This window comes from Marinobacter sp. DS40M6, assembly GCF_028581595.1.
GTDB lineage: Bacteria > Pseudomonadota > Gammaproteobacteria > Pseudomonadales > Oleiphilaceae > Marinobacter > Marinobacter salarius.
Window position 1 is genome coordinate 188,126 of the sequence record NZ_JAFCAE010000006.1, and the last position, 20,384, is coordinate 208,509.

The following is a 20,384-nucleotide window of genomic DNA, read 5'->3' on the forward strand; positions in this document are numbered from 1 at the left end:
GCGACTGCCTATCTGGTCAAATTTCATTCAACCATAACCCGAACAGGAAAGCGCTTTATTCGTAAGGAATGAACTCCGTCTCATCCCCAACCACCTTATCAAACCGCCCTGCCCGCCAATCGTCCTTGGCCTGCTCGATTCGTTCTTTCCGGGACGATACAAAGTTCCATTCGATAAACCGGCGGCCTACCGGTTCACCGCCGATCACCGCGATGCGGGTGTCTTCCGTAGCGGTGACGGATACACCCGGTTCACGAGCAAACACAGTCATACTGTGCGCTGGCAGTTCGGAGCCATGAGCCGTCAGGCCGCCCTGGGCCACGTAAACAGCACGTTCGGGGGCATCGGGCAGCTCGAGTGTCTGCCCGGCCTTGAGGGAGGCTTCCAGATATAGGGTGTCGCTGAATTGTCGCACCGGCGAAACCACACCATAGGCGCTACCGATCATAACCCGTACCGGGACATCCTGGATGGTGATCGCCGGGATATCGTCACTTGGATAATGATGGAAAGCTGGCTCTGTCTCCTCGTGGTCTTCCGGCAGCGCCAGCCAGAGCTGCAGGCCATGCAGCCGGTGATCCTCTACTGTGATGCTGGGGCGTTCACGTTCAGAATGGGTGATGCCACGGCCGGCCACCATCAGGTTAATGTCGCCGGGGCGGATGGGCTGGAGGCTGCCGATGGAATCCCGATGGAGAATCTCGCCCTCGAACAGGTAGGTCACGGTTGCTAAGCCAATGTGCGGATGCGGGCGCACATTGATGCCCTGCCCCGCCGGAAAATCCGCCGGCCCCATTTCATCAAAAAAGATCCAGGGGCCAACCATTTTCTGTTTTGCAGTCGGTAGCAGGCGGCGCACGGAAAACCCACCGAGATCCGTGATGCGAGGGCTCAGTATGGTTTGAATTGCACTGCAGGGTGCCTCGATAGCGTCGCAACGTTGTTCGGCAGACTCCAATACATTACTCACGGCACCGCTCCTATGCGTATGTTCGGGAAGTTCCACATTGCCCCGAATACCTGAGATGTTCAACTATCCAATACAGCTACGGACGTATTTGTTAGTCTCATCGTGTCTACCATTGTTAGAACAGGGAGCGTTTTATGAAAACCATTGGCCTTCTTGGCGGTATGAGTTGGGAATCCACTCAAACCTATTACCGGCTGATCAATGAGGGCGTGAAATCACGTCTGGGCGGATTGCATTCCGCAAAGCTGGTGCTCTATAGCGTGGACTTCGCGGAAATTGAAGCGCTTCAACACCAGGGAGACTGGCCGGCAACCGCCAGAATTCTTTCCGGCGCAGCGCTTTCCCTGGAGAACGCGGGAGCGGATTTTCTGATGATCGGCACCAACACCATGCACAAAGTAGCGCCGGAGATTGAAGAGGCTATCAACATCCCCCTGCTTCACATTGCCGATGCCACAGCGAAGGTGCTGACACAGGACAATATCCAGCGCGTGGGGCTCCTGGGCACACGGTTTACCATGGAGCAGGCCTTCTACCGCGAGCGCCTGGAAGCAGCTGGCATTGAGGTGGTCACACCGGATGCTCCCCAGCGGGCGGAGGTTCATCGGGTCATCTACGAAGAACTCTGCCAGGGCGAGATCCAGGCGCCTTCCCGGGAGGCGTATCTGGCCGTCATCAACTCACTGGCCGAGCAAGGTGCGCAAGCGGTCATCCTGGGATGCACGGAAATCGGCCTGCTGATCAAGCAGACCGATACCCCCGTCCCGCTGTATGACACAACGGCGATCCATGCAGCGCAGGCCGTGAATCAGGCCCTCACGGGGGACTGATTTCAGCAGGGGCCATGCTAGCGCTCGGTCAGCAAGGCAGCACGCTCAATCATTGGGCGCCAGTCCGGTTGCACCGGCAGTTGGAATGTATCCGCCAGCACCCGTTCTATACCATCTGCCTCCAGGACCTCCCGGTGAGTACGGCCATCGGAATAACGGACCGTATAGCGGCCATTCAGCAGTGTGTAGCGTGCCTCCGTGCTGGTGCGAGCCACCATCAGGTTTCTCCGGAAGTGTGAATCCGGGTGCTCAGCGGTGTACCAGTTGGCAACCTCGTAGTCACCTTCCAGACGGGGTTCTCCAGACAACTCGTAGACGGGCTTCCATTGCTCGTCTATCCACATCTGTAGCAGCATTCCCGGCCCGAACGGGATCAGCCGGAATGTCTCGTGGGAAGTGGCCTGGGGTTCTATCGTGTCCATGCGGAGCGGCGTCGTGAGTACGCAGCCTCCAAAACCCACGTCCACCAGCCACGGCACGTTGTCCACAACAACCCTTAGCGCCATGTGAGAGTATGGCTGCGGGGCGGTGCCGGGTGCTGCATTCCAGCGTACACGGGCGGAAAGGCCTTCCACGTGGAAACCGATGGCCTCAAGCACTCTCTTGAACAGGCCATTGTGCTCAAAGCAGTAACCACCGCGCCTGCCATGGACCAGCTTGTCTTCTACGGCATCCGGGGCGATATTCACGCCGCGCTCCAGCAGTACATCAATGGCCTCGAACGGGATGGCGTCCGGATGGCGCTCATGGAGTTCTTTGAGAGTCTCCAGGGTCGGTGCCACGGGCCCCTCACTACCGATGCGTGCCAGGTAAGGCTCCAGGTCCACATTCGGTGGGTACGAGCACTCCAGAGCCGTGGCAATCTCATAGACCGCAAAGGGGGCGTAGGTATCCAGGAAGCGCACATCGGCGTTGCGCTCCCGGAACTGTGCTTTGAGGGACTGGCCGGCTTCACCAAGAAGACCCCGCCCAAGAGCGATGAGATCATAATTCCGGGCGTCGTAACGCTCCGTTGCCTTCTCAGGCTCAGCCGTGCCCTGGGCATCGATACCCAGGGCCGTGAGTTCACCCAGCACCGCTTCCAGGACCGCCTCGGAACGCCCCAACACCAGAACACGTGCTCCGTTCAGGGAAATAGACTCTTCCTTAACCGCTGTATTCATGCCGTTACCTCCCCATAAGGGTTGTTACGCCGGGCCTCACGGATGCTGCCATAGATAACGCCCACCTCAATGTCCTGACTCATGATATTGGTCTCCTCGCTGTATTGTGGATGTGGTTATGGACGATAAGACCTAAACCTTAGTTTAGGTCAAGCCCCCGATTCACCGATACCCGCGACCGCATCGGTAATTACTGAACCGTATAGGAAACTCGGGGCTTTCCGCTGGCAGAATTCCAGATAAGAGCGCATCGTTAGGAATCTCGATTACCGCGAGGCCTTTACTTCACCACTCTCTTACTGAGTTACCTATGACCACTGCTACCTGGTTTCTATTACTGGGCGCCCTTCTTCTGTTAGTGGGCTTTACGGCGTCCTATATCAAAAACGGGCCTGCCACGTCAGCCATTGTGTACCTGCTGGTCGGTTTTGTTGTCGGCCCGATGGGCTTTGGACTGTTCCACTTCAACCCACTTGAAGAATCCGCACTGCTGGAACTACTGACCGAAATAGCCGTGTTGATTTCGCTGTACTGCGCGGGCGTTAAAATGCCCGCCCCGGTGACCTTCAGGCGCTGGCGCAACCCCCTGAGACTGGCGGTTGTGTCAATGTCGCTGACCGTGGGTATTGTGGCGCTGTTTGGATACTTCTGGCTGGCCCTGCCCCTAGGCGCAGCCGTACTGCTTGGTGCCGTAGTGGCGCCCACCGATCCGGTGCTTGCCACCGAAGTACAGGTTCGGCATGCCGATGATCCTGACCGGCTGCGGTTTGCGCTAACCAGTGAAGCCGGAATGAACGACGGCAGCGCCTTTCCTTTCGTGATGCTGGGGCTCGGACTGTTAGGTTTGCATGATCTGGGAGACGTCGGGTGGCGATGGTTCGCGGTTGATGTTGTCTGGGCCAGCGGCGCGGGAATCGTCATCGGCATTGTGGCCGGCTGCCTGGTCGGCTGGCTGGTTCAGAAACTGCGCACCACGTTCACCCACTCCGAGTTTCTGGAAAGTTTCCTTGGGCTGGGCCTGATTGCGTTTGCCTATGGCATCAGTCTGCTGGTCAATGCCTGGGGATTTCTGGCGGTATTCAGCGCGGCAGTGGCATTGCGGCATACCGAACTGAAGCTGGCCGGTCTTAAGCAGTCCTATTCAGATGCAACGTCCGGAGAAACCTATCCGGGCGAGGCGCCGCTGGCCATCGCCCATGTGCATCAGAGCTCTCTGATATTCAACGAACATCTGGAGAGGCTGGCAGAAATCGTTCTGGTCCTGCTGATTGGCGGTTCCCTGTTCTGGGATTCATGGAGCTGGCGCGCGGTTGGTTTCGCCGCCTTTCTGTTCTTCGTCGCCCGCCCCATCAGTGTTCACCTTGGCCTGCTCGGCAGCAAGGCGCCGATCCGGTTGAGAAATCTCGCAGGTTGGTTCGGTGTGCGGGGCATTGGTTCTCTCTACTATCTGATGTACGCCATCCAACATGGGCTACCGGAAAACATTGCCCTGGAGTTGATTCACCTGACCCTGGTGGTGGTCGCCCTGTCGATCCTGGTTCATGGCGTAAGCGTTAAACCGACCATCGCTCGATTCTGGCGGGCGCGAAAATCGGCGCACTGAAGCGCCCGCCAGAGTGAACATTCTGCCCGATCAACGAAGCAGTGGCAGCAACGTGTTTTGCCAGATCGACGTTTCATATTGCTCGCGGAACCACCCAAGATGGCCAATGCGACTTTCGCCAACCTCCTTCGGATTAACTCGGTGCATGGTGACAGCCGCGTGAGTGTAGAAACTGTGCAGTGAATCAACATTCCGCCGGGACATCATTTCGTCATCAGAGAAGGCGACGGCGGAAATGGGTACCTTTACCGCAGCGAACTGATCGCGCAGTGCCCGGCCTTCTTTCCCCACCGCGTATTCGGGGTCGAGGCACCATTGCCGCCACTGGCGTATCACATTGGGCGGTAAGTCACCCACGATGTTCAGGCGCTTTCCGGGAAAATAGCCAAACATCCGCACACTGACAGGTGCCATGAAATACCACAGAAACCAGGCAATGCGTTTGGTAGGTGGTGAATTCTCACGCCAATAGCCGCTGCCACAGGCGACGGTAACCGCGTGATCCAGATCGTTTACGTTCGGCGTCATACCCAGCAACTGGCCGCCGACGCTGTGCCCAATCCATTGAAGACGCTGCCCTGGGTAATGCTGCCGGGCGAAGTCGATAACCGCCCGGCAGTCTTCACTCCCCCACTCCGTCACCTTGACCGGGCAATCCCGAAGATGGCTGTTCTGGGAGGCGCCCATACCGAAATAATCGAAGGTTATCGCGGTAAAGCCCTGGCTGCTCAGATAGCGTGCGAATTTCTCGTAGCAATGCTGCCCCACACCCATAGCGCCAGCTACGATGACGACCGAACTGGACTGAGCCGCAGGAAATACCCGAAGCTGGATTCGATGACCACCCGGCGTTGTGACGGGCACATCCTTTCTATTGGTTGGGGGTAATGAAGACTCCCTGGCACTCATGATAGTTCTCCTGATACTTGCCGAATACCTTGCCCTGGTGTCAGAAATCGTTGGCGAGATGATTGAGGAACTTAAGGATGACGGTCACTTCTTCGTCACTGAAACCCTCGGTCATACGATTGTTCAATTCCGTGATTAGCGGTTTGGCGCTCTCGATTTTCTCGCGCCCGACATCGGTGAGATACAGGCGGGATGCACGGCCATCCCTATCACAGGTGCGTCTCTCCAACAGGCTCTTGTTCTCCATCCGCCCGGCCAGCCCCGTCAGCGCGGAACTGTTCAGGTGCAGGCTGTGGGCCAGGTCCTTCAGCAGACACCCCTCGTCACCCGCAACCAGCAACAGAGCCCCCACCTGGGTGACCGAAATACCCAGCGCTTCTTCGCTGCGCTGGTCAGCGTGTTTGTATACTCGATGGCGGGCCTTGTTCAGGAGATAGAAAAACCGTTTATCCATTAGTCATCCAGTTACTTCACATGTGAATCAAATATACTACACATGTGAAATATCTGACAAGCCCGTCAACGCAGCGTTGGACATCCGGCGCAGTCAATTCCTATACTCGAAGTCCATTCCGCTGGAAGACTTTCTTTATGCGCGTTTTCGCCAACCCCGTCGGTTCCGGCTCTCTCTGGTTTGATAATCTTGCTACGGCTGACGGTACGCCTGTGGCCTACGACCCCCAGGCGCGAGCATTTCTACCGATGCCACCCTTCTGCGCCAACCGGGACGTGATTGGCTGCAACTGGATCGCACCGGAGCAAGGCGCTTTCTGTCGCGCCTGTGCAATGACGGCGCTGGCACCAGACCCATCGATTGCTAACGCCATCCCCAACTGGGCCCAAACCGAGGCCTCCAAACGCTGGGTGATCGATAATCTGGGTCGCTGGCACTGGTTTCGCCCGGAAGACCCCGGCGCAAGGCCGGTGTTCCATATGCTCGCCGAGGGCCCTACTCCGGTGCCAATGGGCCACGCCCAGGGCGTCGTCACCATCAGTGTCGCAGAAGCAGACCCGGTGCTGCGCACCACCCGCAGGGAGGCGCTGGAAGAGCCCTACAGAACGATGATTGGCCACATGCGCCATGAGATTGCCCACATGCTCTGGTGGCGTCTGAGCCTGCGTGAGGACTTCCTGGATGCCTTCCGCGCAATGTTTGGTGACGAGCGCATCAGCTACCCGGGCGCGCTTCAGCACCACTATGAGAACGGCCCGCCGCAGGACTGGAAAAAGTTCTACCTCACCAGCTATGCCTCGGCCCATCCCCATGAAGACTGGGCGGAAACCGCGGCGCATCTGTTACACCTGACGGACCTGACCGACAGCTTTGTGGCCTCCGGTTTAACCTCTCCGGAAGTGCCAGGTCCGAACTGGGATCCCTATTCAGAACCAGACGCCCAGCGTTTGATCCATATCGCCGCGTCCATCGCCATGGGCGTGAACCATGTAAACCGATCAATGGGTCTGTCTGACCTGTACCCCTTTGTTCTGTCGGATTTCGCGCGCCACAAGCTGGCGTTTGTGCATGACTGGCTTCGCAGGGGTGCCCAGGGGCTCTGAATAGCAGAACTTGCATAAAAAAACGGCGTTTCAACTTTCATTGAAACGCCGTTTTACTATCGAAATGCCCGCACTTTGGTGCGGGCATTCAATCACGACAGATCGAAGCGATCCGCGTTCATCACCTTGTTCCAGGCGGTGACAAAGTCCTTGACGAACTTCTCCTTCGCGTCTGCCTGGGCATACACCTCAGACACCGCGCGAAGCTGCGAGTTGGAACCGAAGATCAGGTCCACACGCGTACCGGTCCACTTCACGTCGCCGGTTTTGCGATCGCGCCCTTCAAACACGTCCGCGTCAGCCGATGTTGGCTTCCACTCGGTGTTAAGGTCGGTCAGGTTCACGAAGAAATCGTTCGTGAGTTTGCCCGGCGAGTTGGTCAATACACCGTGCTTCGATTGCTTGTAATTGGCACCCAGTACCCGCAAGCCACCTACCAGTACCGTCATCTGCGGTGCGCTCAGGTTCAGCAACTGCGCCTTGTCGATCAACATTTCCTCGTCGGAAACGGTGAACGCCGCGCGGCGATAGTTGCGGAAGCCGTCCGCTTCGGGCTTGAGCCAGTCAAAGGCTTCAACGTCCGTCTGGTCATCGGTTGCATCGGTGCGTCCCGGTGAGAACGGCACGTCGATGCTGTGGCCTGCATCCTTGGCGGCCTTCTCAACCGCGGCATTACCGCCGAGCACGATCAGGTCAGCCAGGGAAACCTTCTTGTTGCCCGACTGGGCATCGTTAAAGGACTTCTGGATGCCTTCAAGCGCCTGCAGCACCTTCGCCAGTTGCTGTGGCTCGTTTACTTCCCAGTCTTTCTGGGGAGCCAGGCGGATGCGGGCGCCGTTGGCCCCACCGCGCAGATCGGAGCCACGGAACGTCGACGCGGCAGACCATGCGGTGTAAACCAGCTCGGAGACCGACAGGCCCGCTCCCAGGATCTTGCTCTTAAGGTCAGCAATGTCCTGGGCATTGATCAGTTCGTGATCGACCGCTGGCACCGGGTCCTGCCAGATCAGGTCTTCTGCCGGCACTTCCGGGCCGAGATAGCGGGCTTTCGGGCCCATATCGCGGTGCGTCAGCTTGAACCAGGCGCGAGCAAAGGCGTCCGCAAACTCTTCCGGGTTCTTATGGAAGTGCTCGCAGATCTTGCGGTATTCCGGGTCCTGCTTCATCGCCATATCGGCGGTGGACATCATGATTCCCACGCGCTTGGACGGATCTTCCGCATCAGGCGCCATGTCTTTCTCGGTCAATCCTTTCGGCCGCCACTGCTGGGCGCCGGCCGGGCTCTTGGTCAGTTCCCACTCGTAGCCAAACAGCACGTCAAAATAGCTCATGTCCCACTGGGTGGGGCTGGGCGTCCAGGCGCCCTCGAGACCACTGGTGATAGCATCACGGCCCTTGCCGCTGCCATGGCTGCTCTTCCAGCCCAGGCCCATCTCTTCGATCGGCGCTGCTTCCGGTTCTGGGCCAACTTTGTCGGGATCACCGGCCCCGTGGGTCTTACCAAAGGTGTGACCGCCAGCAGTCAGGGCTGCTGTTTCATAGTCATTCATCGCCATGCGAGCAAAGGTCTCGCGAATGTCACGAGCCGATGCCAGCGGGTCCGGGTTCCCATCCGGGCCTTCCGGATTCACGTAGATCAACCCCATCTGTACCGCAGCCAGGGGGTTTTCCAGATCGCGATCACCGGAATAACGGCTGTTCGGCTTGTCGCTGGTGGCCAGCCATTCCCTTTCCGCACCCCAGTAAATGTCTTCCTCGGGCTGGAAAATGTCCTCACGACCACCGGCAAAACCAAAGGTCTTGAAGCCCATGGACTCAAGGGACACGTTGCCAGTCAGGATAAACAGGTCGGCCCAGGACAGCTTGTTGCCATACTTCTGTTTGACAGGCCATAGCAGGCGGCGAGCCTTGTCCAGGTTGCCATTGTCAGGCCAGCTGTTGATGGGCGCGAAACGCTGGTTGCCGGTGCCGGCACCACCGCGGCCATCACCGGTTCGATAGGTACCGGCGCTGTGCCATGCCATACGGATCATGAACGGACCGTAATGGCCGTAATCTGCAGGCCACCAGTCCTGTGAATCTTTCAATACGGCTTCGATGTCTTTTTTGACCGCAGGCAGGTCAAGTTTCTTGAATTCTTCGGCGTAGTTGAAGTCTTCCCCCAACGGGTTCGACTTGGGGTTGTGCTGGTGCAAAATACCCAGGTTCAGCTGGTTCGGCCACCAATCGTTGACACCCGGCCCCTCGTCCTGCAGCTTTGTGCGGGCCCCGTGCATAACCGGGCATTTACCTTCGTTTCCGCTCATATCACTCTCTCCGTGGGTTGCTACCATCTATTTCACTGTTTCATTGATCGTTGTTGCACTGACAAACTGAACCAATCAGCTACCAATCTAGTCAATGTACTCCCATTTTTCACTATTAGTTCAGGTTGTTTTTTCGTACCAATGTAATAGTTTTTGTTTATCACCATATCTCCCGCGAGTTACCGGTTGATAACTGTGATCTGCTTGCTGAAGATCTATACTGAACACTCGGGGTTTGAAACCAGAGTTTTAAACGTTCACTGGCATAGCGACGGGAGTTTTGGATGAACACTCAGGAACAGCTTGAAAGCACCATCCGTGAACTGGTCTGCGAAGGTAAGGGCATTCTGGCGGCGGACGAGAGCAACCCAACCATCGCCAAACGGTTCAAGGCGGTTGGTGTGGAATCCACCGAAGAAAACCGACGACACTACCGCAACCTGATTCTCGCTGCGCCGGGGCTGGGAGAGTACGTCAGTGGTGTGATCCTGTTCGAGGAAACCCTGCGACAGCACGCGGACGATGGCGCCAGCCTACCCTCTGTGGCGGCAAAACAGGGCATTGTGCCCGGCATTAAGGTGGATAAGGGCAAGGGCCCGATGATTAATGCACCCGGTGATGAGATTACCGAGGGCCTGGATGGGCTAGCCCAACGGCTTGAAGACTACAAACAACTCGGTGCGCGGTTTGCCAAGTGGCGGAACGTTTACCACATCACCGATACCAACCCCAGTCGCGCTGCCATCGAGGCAAATGCCGAGGTCTTGGCACGCTATGCCGCCATCTGCCAGTCCTGCGGCGTGGTGCCCATTGTGGAACCCGAAGTGCTGATCGATGGCAACCATAGCATCGAGCGAAGCGCGGAGGTGAACGAGGCCGTTATCAACGAGGTATTTCAGGCCCTGCGACGCCATCGTGTTGAGCTTGAGACCATGATCCTCAAACCCAGCATGGTGACGCCTGGCAACGCCAATGGCCAGAAGGCAAGCCCAGAGGACGTGGCAAAACACACCTTGGGAGTGTTCCGGCGTGTGGTGCCGGCAGCGGTGCCTGGTATCAACTTCCTGTCCGGTGGCCAGACCCCGGCGGAAGCGACCCTGAACCTGAACGCCATGAACAGTGGCCCGCCCCTGCCCTGGACACTCAGCTTTTCCTACGGGCGGGCACTGCAGGAGCCGACCCAGAAAGCCTGGGCAGGTATTTCCTCCAACCGCGAAGCTGCCCAGGCCGCAATGGTTAAACGTGCCAAGTTGAACAGCCTGGCCACCCTGGGGCAATACTCATCAGAAATGGAAGGCTGACCGCTACGGCCAGCCTTCCTTTCAACAACCGTCGGTGCAGTGGGCAGTACCATCAAAGCTCATGGTTTTGCCACTAAGAGGAACGTGAACGGGCATTGAGGACAGGCTGATGAACTGTTTGGTGCGCGTTCCGTCCCGGACCATGCCATCCTGTGTGGCGGCCTCATTGGCGTGGGACGCGATCACCGCGTTTGGCGTGATCAGGTCATTTACCACGTAGGCCGCCTCTTCCGGGCCCGTGGTGTAGGTGTCACCGATGTTGAGAACCACAAGGCTGGCGCCGTAGTGGTCTTTGACAACCAGTTTCTGCTCAGCGGTGATACCGGTATCGCCGGACAGGTACACCACCAGGCCATTGGTGAACGTGAGCACGTAGCCGGTGGGCGGTCCGACACTGGCGCCGACGCCCGCCGCTTTCAGGTATTCCGCCAGCGGGCCGGTGAGAAAGCTCGGCGACAGGCCGTTACTGTGCACGGCGGGCACGGTCGTGATGGCCACACCGCCCACCACCCGTTCAGCCCCGAACCTCACCAGCAGTGAATCCTCTGGATTACCCTCAACGCTTTTGAGCTTGCTGGCGAAAAACGCCGGCATTTCGCTACCCGTTACGATCTTTGCCTTCTTGGCGGCGGTGATGTTCACGGAATTGGACTCGGGAAGCACCACCACCGGAACCTCCGGCCCACCACAGCTACCCTGATTGACGTCGCGGATATGGCGATCCCCCACATGGTCGCCATGAACGTGGGAGACCAGCACCACATCAATGTTGCCTAATCGGGGATCATCGGCACCCGCAACGGTTCGACCGGCGTCATAGAGAATACGGGTGCCATTGGGGTCTTCAAAGATGAGCGCCCGGTCCATGGCGCAGAATTCGCCATCATGGCTCCCAAGCGGGGTGACCTTGACGGAGTCGGCGGCAGCCGACAGCGATACGGTGCTTGCCAGAAAGGCAGCAACCAGGCTCTTGCAGGCGTTGTTCATTTCTCCCTCTCCACGGTTTTTGGCGGTACCGTAACCAATACGATGGATGCGTCACTTCATAGCAGTGTAGCTGGAGAATGGAATTCCGGAGCAGTAAACGTGAACAGATCTATGCAGCTTCAGTCACCGGGACGGGCTGTCGCAGGCAAGCCAGCATGGGTGCCACGTCACGGATCTTTCTGGCTTCAGGCCACAGCCACTGGGCCTCCGCGTAGCCGCCACGCAGATAGTTCAGCCATTGTTTGATACGGCCGGTCACGAACCTGTCTTCAAGGCGTTCCTGCAGCGCAACGGCGTAGCCCTCTACCAGCCTGACCACCTCGGGCCAGGTCATATCCGCCACCGACTCCTTACGTTGACTGGCACGAATCCGCCGTGCCAGATCCGGTCGGGCGATCAGCCCACGACCAATCATCACATCGTCACAGCCAGAGACCTCCCGGCAGCGCCAGTAATCCGCCACGGTCCAGATCTCGCCATTGGCGATCACATGGGCATTAACCGCTTCCCTGACTCGGGCCACATCTTCCCAGTAAGCCGGCGGCTTGTATCCATCCACCTTACTGCGGGCGTGAACCACGATTTCGGACGCGCCGGCCGCTTCCAGCGCCTGGCCACAGGCAACGCCCATGGAACGGTCATCGTACCCCAGACGCATTTTCGCGGTCACCGGCACATGGGCAGGTACGGCGGCACGAACCGCTTCCGTAATCTGCTGCATCAATTCGGGCTCGCGCATGAGCACACAGCCACCCTTGTGCTTGTTCACAGTCTTGGCGGGGCAACCGAAATTGATATCAACCTGTGTGGCGCCCAGCTCCACCGCCTTGGCGCCATGCCGGCCCATCTGGACGGGGTCCGAGCCCAACAGTTGAACGGCCACCGGCACGCCAACCTGGGTTTCGCAGCCGTTGTGCAGTTCCGGGGCGTACTTGTAGAAAATACGGGGCGGCAGCATGCCCTGAGTCACGCGAATAAATTCCGTTACGCACCGGTCGATGCCACCAACGGCTGTCAGTGTCTCTCGAATGGGTGCATCAACCAGCCCTTCCATTGGGGCAAGGATTATTCGCATTGGGGCTCCACGAATTGATCAAGGAATAAACGGGTGGGAATTGTAGAGAACTTTTAAGGGCGTTGGTAGGCCGGAATTACAAGCGTTCCACGCTGACGAACTTGCCCTGGTCATCAAACAGGATACGGAAACTGCCCTGGACGCCGTCACGAAGGTAAAAGCGGGAGAGAATACGGGCCGGGAAGCGGACGGAACGCCCGTCCCGGGCCCTGGTGTGGACGTCCGTCGCCGAACCCTGATAGAGCTTGATCCACTCATCAGGGCTGATATCGACGTCCACGATAATCTGCTGCATCAGGCGGCCTTAGTTGGCAAGCTCAAGCAGCAGGCGGTTCAGGCGGCTTACATACGCGCCCGGGTCCTGCAGTTGTTCACCACTGGCCAATGTGGCCTGGTCCAGCAATACGGCAGACAGCTCCTTGAAGCGGTCCTCGCCCTGCTCGTTCTCAAGGCGCTGAACCAGCGGATGCTCAACGTTGATCTCGAAAATCGGCTTGCTGTCGGGCACTTTCTGGCCCGCCGCTTCCATGATTTTCTTCATCTGCGCGCCCATATCGAAGTCGCCAACCACCAGGCAGGCCGGTGAATCAGTCAGGCGGTTGGTTACCCGCACTTCCTGCACCCGGTCATCCAGTGCGGTCTTGATGCGCTCCAGCAGGTTCTTGTGTTCCTCGGCAGCCTCTTCCTTGTGCTTCTTGTCTTCCTCAGTTTCCACTTCGCCAAGGTCGAGATCACCACGGGCAACGTCCTGGAACTGTTTGCCGTCGTACTCGTTCAGGTAGCCCATCATCCACTCATCGATGCGGTCAGAGAGGATCAGCACCTCGATGCCTTTCTTGCGGAACACTTCCAGGTGCGGACTGCTCTTGGCGGCCATGAAGTTGTCGGCGGTGATGTAGTAAATCTTGCTCTGGCCTTCCTTCATACGGCCGATGTACTCATCCAGAGACACGGTCTGCGCCTGCTCACCGGTATGGGTGGACGCAAAGCGCAGCAGGCCGCCGATTTTCTCGCGGTTACTGAAGTCTTCCGCCGGGCCTTCCTTCAGCACAGTGCCAAATTCATTCCAGAACTTCTGGTACTGCTCCGGCTCTTTCTTGGACAGCTTGGACAGCATATCCAGAACCCGCTTGGTCACCGCTGTACGGATGCTTTCAACGGTGCTGTCGTTCTGCAGGATCTCACGGGAGACGTTCAGTGACAGGTCGTTGGAATCGATCACACCCTTGGTGAAGCGCAGGTACAACGGCAGGAACTGCTCTGCGTCGTCCATGATGAACACGCGCTGCACGTACAGCTTCAGGCCGCGGGGCGCTTCCCGGTTATACAGGTCAAACGGCGCACGCCCAGGCACATACAGCAGGCTGGTGTAATCGAGCTTGCCTTCCACCTTATTGTGCGACCAGGTCAGCGGGTCTTCGAAATCGTGGGCAATGTGCTTGTAAAACTCCTTGTACTCCTCGTCCTTGATCTCACTGCGAGACAGCGTCCACAGGGCGGTGGCGTCGTTGACCGTCTCATACTCGCCCTTTTCACCCTCTTCTTCAGATTCGGACTTCATCACCACCGGGAAAGAAATGTGGTCGGAGTACTTCTTCACCAGGTTGCGCAGACGGAAACCGTCGGCAAATTCCTTGGCGTCATCCTTCAGGTGCAGGACGATCTGCGTGCCGCGCTCGTTCAGGTCCACATTCTCAATGGTGAACTGGCCATCACCCGCAGACTGCCAATGAACGCCCTCTTCCACCGGTGCACCGGCGCGGCGGGTAAACACTTCCACGGAATCGGCCACGATGAATGAGGAATAGAAGCCGACACCAAACTGACCGATCAGCTTGCTGTCCTTCTTCTCATCACCGGAAAGCTGCTTGAGAAACTCCGCAGTGCCGGACTTGGCGATGGTGCCCAGGTTCTGGATAACATCGTCCCGGTTCATGCCAATACCGTTGTCGCTCAGCGTGACGGTGTTCTTTTCTGCATCGAAGTCGAGGCGGATTTTCAGTTCCGGGTCGCCCTCGAACAGGCTGTCGTCTTTCAATGCAGCGAAACGCAGTTTGTCTTCCGCATCCGACGCGTTGGAAATCAACTCACGAAGGAAAATTTCCTTGTTGGAGTACAGGGAGTGGATCATCAGGTTAAGCAGCTGCTTAACTTCGGTCTGAAAACCCAGGGTCTCTTTTTGCGATTCAACCGTCATGGCTTGTTTTGTCTCCTGCTGTGTTTGCTTCGGTGGAGCGGCGCGGGTTCGAAGCCCTGTCCAAAACACGCTGTGAATACGTCCATGTACGCTCGGCTCCGCCATCCATGGCTCCGCACGGTTTTGGACAGGGCTTCAAACCCACGCCACCCGACTATTGAGTAATACTGATTCTGGCACGGAGCCCGGGCGAGCAGTTGAGGATGGGCTTACGAAACCGTGCGGAGCCATGGATGGCGGAGCCCGAGCCGCACAGGGACGTCTCGAGGCGTGTTTCGTAAGCCCATCCTCAACTGCTTGCCTGCACCAGTGCCTGAGTTGTTAGAACCAGAAATGGGGCTAGACCGGGGCATTTCAACCCCGATCCAACGAATTCAGTCTTCCAGAAGAAAGTGCGCCCGTGCGGTCGCGATGGGCTGGGAGCGGGACTTCTGCCAGGCAGTGATCATCACATTGGCTACGCGGTTGCCCTGGCGGGTGAGTTGACATTCCGCAAAGGTCTCGCGGTCGAGGCCGGCACGCAGGTAATCCAGGGAAAAATCCACAATGCGGGGCATGCGCAGGGTTTCCTGGGACATCATCAGGTAAATCAACGCAGAAAGCTCCATGAAGCCACCAATCACCCCGCCATGGATGGCCGGCAGTATCGGATTGCCCAGGTTTTCTTCCTTCTTCGGCAGGCGGAAGATCAGGTCATCGCCATAGCGATCACACTCCAGGCCGATAAACCGGGCGTAAGGGATACTTTCCAGCATGCGGGAGAAGTCACCGGTTTCCTGGGTATAGCGGAGGATTTCCGGGTTGGTCATTCTTCGCCTCCGGTAATCAGATCGCGGAAGGATTTCGGGGTTGCTTCCCTGCCGATCCGCATGAAGGTGCCCACGCAGTTCGCGATGGTCTCACCGGGGTCCTGGAAGGCCTCGCAACGGGTAAAAATAATGTTGCGGGTAACCTTGTAGGCTTCCGCCCGAGCATATACCGGTTTACGGGGCTCGGCCGGGCGCATGTAGTCCACTCGCAGGTCCAGGGTCGGGCATAGCTCGAATTCGTCCAGGGCGCACAGGGTCGCGGAGCCAGACGCCGTATCCATCAATGTCGTGATGGCGCCACCGTGGATCACTCCCGTGTCCGGGTTACCGATGATACGGTCACTGTACGGCAGGCACAGCGTCAACTGCCCATTTTTTACCGCGGTTACCGTCAAACCCAGTTCTCGCCCCTGGTTCAGGGTGTCGATAAACCGGCGCACCCGATCCATCCCAATGGAGTCTTTCATAACGTTCGGCTCATCACGTCAGTGTTGGGTTTCTTTATCCGATTCTTTACCGGAGTCTTTCTCAGTGTCCGACTTTGGCAGCGGCTCCTCGAACACCTTGCCGTCTCGCAGCGCCCTCAGCGCGGTAGAACGGAACTCCCGACGGTACAGAACGATGACGATCAAGGTAGAGGCACCCATGAATACCAGCGGGTGGATAAACCAGGAAACCACGGCCAATGCGTAATAGTAAGAGCGCAACCCAAGGTTGAAGGCATCGCCCGCAAGATTGCAAACCCTTCCGGCGCTCTTTGCAAAGGCTTCCCGGGCAGCAGGACTTGCCTTGGTATCGGTTGTCAGCGGTGCGCTGCCGATCAGCACGGAGACGAAGTTGTACATCCGCATGGACCAGGTGAACTTGAAGAACGCGTAGATGAAGATCACCATCAACACGACCATCCGCATTTCCCAGATTTCCCGGCTGGGCAAGGTGCCAAACGGCATGGTACTGAACACTTCCATGACCTCTTGGGTGTAACCCAGCGCCGTGATGATACCGGCCAGGATCAACAGGCAACTGGACGCGAAAAAGGCACCGTTGCGCTCAAGGTTACCCACCACGGAGGCGTCGGATATACGGTTATCCCGGCGAAGCATCACGCGCATCCAGTCTTCACGATAAAGGTCGAGAGTGTTGGAGAGGCAGGGTCGATCATTGGCTTTGCGCCTGGAATACTCGGAATAGCCCAGCCAGCAGATCAAAAACCAGACCAGGGCAATGAGTTCCAGATAGTTGCTCATGAAGTCGTTCCGGATGCGGTATAAAACGGGAATTGGAGTCTTTGATCATACCGCAAAGCCGACAAAGCCTCCACACAACAAGCTCTTACGGGTAGTATCACAGGCGCTCACAGGGATATGGTATAAACATCCCAATGCCCAGCAATGGCGACCGCGGATATCTGCCAGGGTCTGCCCAGGTATTCAAACAAGGAGTTTATCGTGAACGTTCACAAAGGCTTTCGACATCTTTCCGTTTTTGTGCTGGTGGCCTTCCTCGCCGGTTGTTCAGTCAACCCGGTAACCGGCGAAAAGCAGCTGTCATTGATTCCCGAGAGCCAGGAACTCTCCATTGGCAGTGAGCAGTACAAGCCCACTCAGCAAACCCAGGGCGGCCAGTTCTATCTCGACCCGGAATTGAATCTGTACGTCAGCCAGGTAGGCCAGAAGCTGGCAAAGGTCAGTGATCGGCCCGACCTGCCCTACGAGTTCGTGGTGTTGAACAGCAGTGTGCCCAATGCCTGGGCGCTCCCGGGTGGCAAGATTGCCATCAACCGTGGCTTGTTGATGGAGTTGGAAGATGAAGCCCAGCTGGCATCAGTCCTTGGCCATGAAATTGTTCACGCCGCCGCTCGCCACAGTGTCCAGCGCATGCAGCAAGGCATGCTGATCAGCGCAGGCGTGGCGGGGTTGGGTTTTGCCCTCTCTGATAACGAATGGGCCGGCCTGATCATGGGCGGCGCGGCCATGGGGGCGCAACTCGCACTCGCCCAATACAGCCAGGGTGATGAGCTGGAGTCCGACCACTACGGCATTCGTTACATGAAAGCCGCCGGATACGACCCACAGGCAGCGGTGGAGTTGCAGGAAGTGTTTGTGCGGCTCTCTGAGGACCGTGACACAAGTTTCATTGAAGGCATGTTCGCCACTCACCCGCCGTCACAGAAACGCGTTCGTGAAAACCAGGAACTGGTCAATAAAATTGGCGCGGGCGGCTATCGCGGCGAAGAAACCTACGAGAAGAAGCTGTCGTTCCTGCGCAGCCGCCAGCCTGCTTACGATGCCTATGACGAAGCCATGAAACTGGCCAGCAACGACAAGCTGGACGAAGCACTCGCCAAAGTGAATGAGGCCATCAAGGTAGAACCGGAAGAAGCCGCTTTCTACTCACTTCGTGGGCGCATCTACCGGGCCAAAGAAAACCTTGATAAAGCCGCCGCAGACTTCGACAAGGCCACGTCGTTGTATCCGGAGATGTTCACTTACCAGCTTCACAGCGGCCTGAATGCCCTGGAGCTGAACAATTATGACAAAGCCCGCGAACACCTGAGCCAGGCCAATCAGGTTGTGCCGACATCAATCGCCTACCTGCGGCTGGGTGATGTCGCTGTCAAGCAGGGTAAACGCCAGGAAGCCATCCAGTATTACAGCACCGCAGCAGAGGCCGGCGGTGAGGTGGCCGAGGAAGCAAAACGCAAGCTGGCCCAACTGACGCAGAACTGACGTCATCGTCCGCATTGACTTTTAGAGCAATAACTCTAAAAATCGATGTACTTAAACAACAATCGGACGATTGCCATGCTTGCGAAACGTATCCAGCCGATGGTGTTCCAGGCCCGGCGGCTTTATGTGGAGCTGATGTTCCAGGTGATGGGGCGCGCGCTCCAGGCTGTCAGTGAAATTGATTCCGCGGTGCAAAAGGAAGCCCGGGCCCTGCCCGATGGCTTCCTGTTTGAAATGATGGTGATGCCAGACGGGTCGCGACTCATTGTTGAACACACCGGGAATGGCCGCTTTCATTACCATGGGGACTCCGCACCTCGCCCGGTGGACCTGTCCATTCAGTTCAAGCACATCGCTCACGCCTTCCTGGTGCTCTCGTTCCAGGAGAAAACCTCGGTGGCGTTCGCCAATGACCGCATGCTGGTGGATGGCGATATCAGTTATGCCATTCGCATGACCCGCGTCCTCAATCGGCTTGAAACCTTCATCCTGCCCAAGCTGGTGGCGAAACGTGCGGTAAAGGAATACCCCTCAAACCTTCACCTGCCTGAGAAACTCCTCAGCGCAGCCCGTATCTACCTCAAGGTTGCAACCCATTTTGTCGAGACGGTAAGAGCATAATGACGAACCAATATTACGAGTTTTTCTGCCCGGTCAAAGTCATCGCCGGCAAAGCGGCTCTTGAGCATATTCCTTACGAGCTCACCGGCCTCGCCGCCAAGCGCCCGATGATCGTAACCGACAAGGGTGTCAGGGCCGCCGGCCTTCTGGACCCGGTAGTCGCGGCCTGCGAGGAAAGCGGGCTGGAAATTATCAGCATCTACGACGATGTACCGCCGGATTCGTCCACCGACGTGGTCAGGGACATTGCTGGCATCTATCGTAGCGAGAAATGCGACTCCATCATTGCGGTGGGTGGTGGCTCTGCCATCGATACCGCCAAGGCCGTGAACATTCTGGTGTCAGAAGGCGGAGATGACATCGCCGCCTACAGTGGCGCGGGGGTGATCAAACATCCCCTGAAACCGTTCCTGGTGGTTCCTACCACCGCCGGTACAGGCTCGGAGGTAACGTCGGTAGCCGTCATCACTGACACAACCAAATCGGTGAAACTCCCCTTCACTTCGTCATTCCTGCTGCCCAATGCGGCCGTGATCGACCCCAGGATGACACTGACACTGCCTCCCCACATCACGGCTGCCACCGCCATGGACGCCATGACCCATGCCACGGAAGCCTTTACCTGCATGGCCAAGAACCCGCTTAGTGATGCCTATGCCACAGCGGCAGTTAAAAAGATCAGCACCTCGCTGTTGCAGGTCATGGATAACCCGAAGGACAGCGATGGCCGACTGGAGCTGGCGCAGGCCTCGACCATGGCCGGGATCGCCTTCTCGAACTCCATGGTGGGACTGGTTCACGCCCTCGGGCACGCCACCGGCGCCATCTGCCACCTGCCCCATGGTTTGTGTATGAGCCTGTACCTGCCTTACGTACTGGAGTACAACCTCGAGTCGATCCGGGCACCGCTAGGCGAGTTACTGCTCTACCTCGAGGGGCCTGATGTCTATTCCGCCACACCGGCCAGCCGCCGCGCGGAAGCCAGCATATCAGCCCTGCGCAAGCTGCGAGACGAGCTCCACAAACGCTGCAAACTGCCCCGCACTCTCAAGGAAACAGGCAGCGTTGAGGAACACCAGCTTGATACCATCGCCGAAATGGCCATGGACGACGGCGCCATGATGTTCAATCCGAAAGAGGTTAGCCTCGAAGATGCTCGCGCGGTTCTGAAGCGCGCCTGGGCCTGATCGGGTAACGCCCGGCACCCGGCTCAGGCCGGGTGTTTCAGGCCCTTCAGGGAATACAGGCCGACACTCAACGCTACAAAAACATTCAAATCATGTCATTGAAATTGACAGGATAAACAGTGACAATTCCGCAGTAGCTG

General features: G+C 57.7%; 19 protein-coding genes. 7 read left to right on the plus strand and 12 right to left on the minus strand.

All coding sequences use genetic code 11. The features are described 5' to 3' along the window. Positions 1-55 precede the first annotated feature (55 nt). Positions 56-970, minus strand: a complete 915-nt coding sequence (locus tag JJO78_RS16435) for a pirin family protein (RefSeq protein ID WP_269400021.1) — start codon at positions 968-970, stop codon at positions 56-58. Between the two features lie 134 nt (positions 971-1,104). On the opposite strand from JJO78_RS16435, the gene JJO78_RS16440 reads away from it, so the two are divergent. Further along, positions 1,105-1,800: an aspartate/glutamate racemase family protein gene (locus tag JJO78_RS16440; protein ID WP_036208346.1), complete on the plus strand. Its 696-nt coding sequence runs from the start codon at positions 1,105-1,107 to the stop codon at positions 1,798-1,800. Positions 1,801-1,817: 17 nt separating this feature from the next. Here the strand turns inward: JJO78_RS16440 and JJO78_RS16445 are convergent, their stop codons facing one another. Beyond that, complete coding sequence (locus JJO78_RS16445) at positions 1,818-2,963, minus strand: arylamine N-acetyltransferase family protein (protein ID WP_269400022.1); 1,146 nt, start codon at positions 2,961-2,963, stop codon at positions 1,818-1,820. Between the two features lie 310 nt (positions 2,964-3,273). Between JJO78_RS16445 and JJO78_RS16450 the strand changes: the two genes are divergently transcribed. After that, entirely contained in the window at positions 3,274-4,566 is a 1,293-nt protein-coding gene (locus JJO78_RS16450) for a cation:proton antiporter (RefSeq protein WP_151981957.1), read from the plus strand. Between the two features lie 30 nt (positions 4,567-4,596). On the opposite strand, the gene JJO78_RS16455 is transcribed toward JJO78_RS16450, so the two are convergent. Next, positions 4,597-5,475, minus strand: a complete 879-nt coding sequence (locus tag JJO78_RS16455) for an alpha/beta hydrolase family protein (protein ID WP_269400023.1) — start codon at positions 5,473-5,475, stop codon at positions 4,597-4,599. Between the two features lie 40 nt (positions 5,476-5,515). After that, positions 5,516-5,929, minus strand: coding sequence for a MarR family winged helix-turn-helix transcriptional regulator (locus tag JJO78_RS16460; protein WP_126812940.1), 414 nt, complete (start codon positions 5,927-5,929; stop codon positions 5,516-5,518). 137 nt (positions 5,930-6,066) lie between these two features. Between JJO78_RS16460 and JJO78_RS16465 the strand changes: the two genes are divergently transcribed. Continuing rightward, a complete protein-coding gene (locus JJO78_RS16465; RefSeq protein WP_041333119.1) occupies positions 6,067-7,032 on the plus strand; it encodes a zinc-binding metallopeptidase family protein in 966 nt (321 codons plus the stop codon). Positions 7,033-7,124: 92 nt separating this feature from the next. Here the strand turns inward: JJO78_RS16465 and katG are convergent, their stop codons facing one another. Beyond that, positions 7,125-9,338: a catalase/peroxidase HPI gene (gene katG, locus JJO78_RS16470; protein ID WP_075196896.1), complete on the minus strand. Its 2,214-nt coding sequence runs from the start codon at positions 9,336-9,338 to the stop codon at positions 7,125-7,127. 284 nt (positions 9,339-9,622) lie between these two features. On the opposite strand from katG, the gene JJO78_RS16475 reads away from it, so the two are divergent. Further along, positions 9,623-10,639, plus strand: a complete 1,017-nt coding sequence (locus JJO78_RS16475) for a class I fructose-bisphosphate aldolase (protein WP_269400024.1) — start codon at positions 9,623-9,625, stop codon at positions 10,637-10,639. A 21-nt stretch (positions 10,640-10,660) separates the two neighbouring features. On the opposite strand, the gene JJO78_RS16480 is transcribed toward JJO78_RS16475, so the two are convergent. The 7 genes from JJO78_RS16480 to JJO78_RS16510 all read right to left on the minus strand — a co-directional run bounded on the left by JJO78_RS16480 (position 10,661) and on the right by JJO78_RS16510 (position 16,954). Then, entirely contained in the window at positions 10,661-11,626 is a 966-nt protein-coding gene (locus JJO78_RS16480) for an MBL fold metallo-hydrolase (protein ID WP_036208364.1), read from the minus strand. Between the two features lie 109 nt (positions 11,627-11,735). Further along, on the minus strand, positions 11,736-12,701 hold the full coding sequence (locus JJO78_RS16485; protein ID WP_036208366.1) for a tRNA dihydrouridine synthase: 966 nt from the start codon (positions 12,699-12,701) through the stop codon (positions 11,736-11,738). 76 nt (positions 12,702-12,777) lie between these two features. Then, positions 12,778-12,996 carry a DUF2835 domain-containing protein gene (locus tag JJO78_RS16490; protein WP_036208369.1) on the minus strand — a complete coding sequence of 73 codons (219 nt, stop codon included), beginning with the start codon at positions 12,994-12,996 and terminating at the stop codon, positions 12,778-12,780. 9 nt (positions 12,997-13,005) lie between these two features. Further along, positions 13,006-14,898 (minus strand): molecular chaperone HtpG, encoded by a 1,893-nt coding sequence (htpG, locus tag JJO78_RS16495; RefSeq protein ID WP_075196898.1) that lies wholly within the window; start codon positions 14,896-14,898, stop codon positions 13,006-13,008. Between the two features lie 374 nt (positions 14,899-15,272). Then, complete coding sequence (locus JJO78_RS16500; RefSeq protein ID WP_007154356.1) at positions 15,273-15,707, minus strand: PaaI family thioesterase; 435 nt, start codon at positions 15,705-15,707, stop codon at positions 15,273-15,275. Then, positions 15,704-16,174: a PaaI family thioesterase gene (locus JJO78_RS16505; RefSeq protein ID WP_041333114.1), complete on the minus strand. Its 471-nt coding sequence runs from the start codon at positions 16,172-16,174 to the stop codon at positions 15,704-15,706. Before JJO78_RS16505 ends, JJO78_RS16500 begins: the two co-directional genes overlap by 4 nt. A gap of 18 nt (positions 16,175-16,192) precedes the next feature. After that, positions 16,193-16,954, minus strand: coding sequence for a DUF599 domain-containing protein (locus tag JJO78_RS16510; protein ID WP_036208375.1), 762 nt, complete (start codon positions 16,952-16,954; stop codon positions 16,193-16,195). A 201-nt stretch (positions 16,955-17,155) separates the two neighbouring features. On the opposite strand from JJO78_RS16510, the gene JJO78_RS16515 reads away from it, so the two are divergent. The 3 genes from JJO78_RS16515 (at position 17,156) to JJO78_RS16525 (ending at position 20,244) form a co-directional block, all read left to right on the plus strand. Beyond that, positions 17,156-18,436 carry a M48 family metalloprotease gene (locus JJO78_RS16515; RefSeq protein ID WP_075196936.1) on the plus strand — a complete coding sequence of 427 codons (1,281 nt, stop codon included), beginning with the start codon at positions 17,156-17,158 and terminating at the stop codon, positions 18,434-18,436. A 75-nt stretch (positions 18,437-18,511) separates the two neighbouring features. Next, on the plus strand, positions 18,512-19,057 hold the full coding sequence (locus JJO78_RS16520; protein WP_007154360.1) for a hypothetical protein: 546 nt from the start codon (positions 18,512-18,514) through the stop codon (positions 19,055-19,057). Continuing rightward, entirely contained in the window at positions 19,057-20,244 is a 1,188-nt protein-coding gene (locus tag JJO78_RS16525) for an iron-containing alcohol dehydrogenase (protein ID WP_041333110.1), read from the plus strand. The genes JJO78_RS16520 and JJO78_RS16525 overlap by 1 nt, the downstream gene beginning before the upstream one ends. Positions 20,245-20,384: the final 140 nt, after the last annotated feature.

Coding starts and splice junctions, on each gene's coding strand:
- JJO78_RS16475 (WP_269400024.1), top strand. CDS start 9,623: ATGAACACTCAGGAACAGCTTGAAAGCACCATCCGTGAACTGGTCTGC.
- JJO78_RS16460 (WP_126812940.1), bottom strand. CDS start 5,929: ATGGATAAACGGTTTTTCTATCTCCTGAACAAGGCCCGCCATCGAGTA.
- JJO78_RS16480 (WP_036208364.1), bottom strand. CDS start 11,626: ATGAACAACGCCTGCAAGAGCCTGGTTGCTGCCTTTCTGGCAAGCACC.
- JJO78_RS16450 (WP_151981957.1), top strand. CDS start 3,274: ATGACCACTGCTACCTGGTTTCTATTACTGGGCGCCCTTCTTCTGTTA.
- JJO78_RS16485 (WP_036208366.1), bottom strand. CDS start 12,701: ATGCGAATAATCCTTGCCCCAATGGAAGGGCTGGTTGATGCACCCATT.
- JJO78_RS16465 (WP_041333119.1), top strand. CDS start 6,067: ATGCGCGTTTTCGCCAACCCCGTCGGTTCCGGCTCTCTCTGGTTTGAT.
- JJO78_RS16505 (WP_041333114.1), bottom strand. CDS start 16,174: ATGAAAGACTCCATTGGGATGGATCGGGTGCGCCGGTTTATCGACACC.
- JJO78_RS16520 (WP_007154360.1), top strand. CDS start 18,512: ATGCTTGCGAAACGTATCCAGCCGATGGTGTTCCAGGCCCGGCGGCTT.
- JJO78_RS16440 (WP_036208346.1), top strand. CDS start 1,105: ATGAAAACCATTGGCCTTCTTGGCGGTATGAGTTGGGAATCCACTCAA.
- JJO78_RS16510 (WP_036208375.1), bottom strand. CDS start 16,954: ATGAGCAACTATCTGGAACTCATTGCCCTGGTCTGGTTTTTGATCTGC.
- JJO78_RS16445 (WP_269400022.1), bottom strand. CDS start 2,963: ATGAATACAGCGGTTAAGGAAGAGTCTATTTCCCTGAACGGAGCACGT.
- JJO78_RS16455 (WP_269400023.1), bottom strand. CDS start 5,475: ATGAGTGCCAGGGAGTCTTCATTACCCCCAACCAATAGAAAGGATGTG.
- JJO78_RS16525 (WP_041333110.1), top strand. CDS start 19,057: ATGACGAACCAATATTACGAGTTTTTCTGCCCGGTCAAAGTCATCGCC.
- htpG (WP_075196898.1), bottom strand. CDS start 14,898: ATGACGGTTGAATCGCAAAAAGAGACCCTGGGTTTTCAGACCGAAGTT.
- JJO78_RS16500 (WP_007154356.1), bottom strand. CDS start 15,707: ATGACCAACCCGGAAATCCTCCGCTATACCCAGGAAACCGGTGACTTC.
- JJO78_RS16490 (WP_036208369.1), bottom strand. CDS start 12,996: ATGCAGCAGATTATCGTGGACGTCGATATCAGCCCTGATGAGTGGATC.
- katG (WP_075196896.1), bottom strand. CDS start 9,338: ATGAGCGGAAACGAAGGTAAATGCCCGGTTATGCACGGGGCCCGCACA.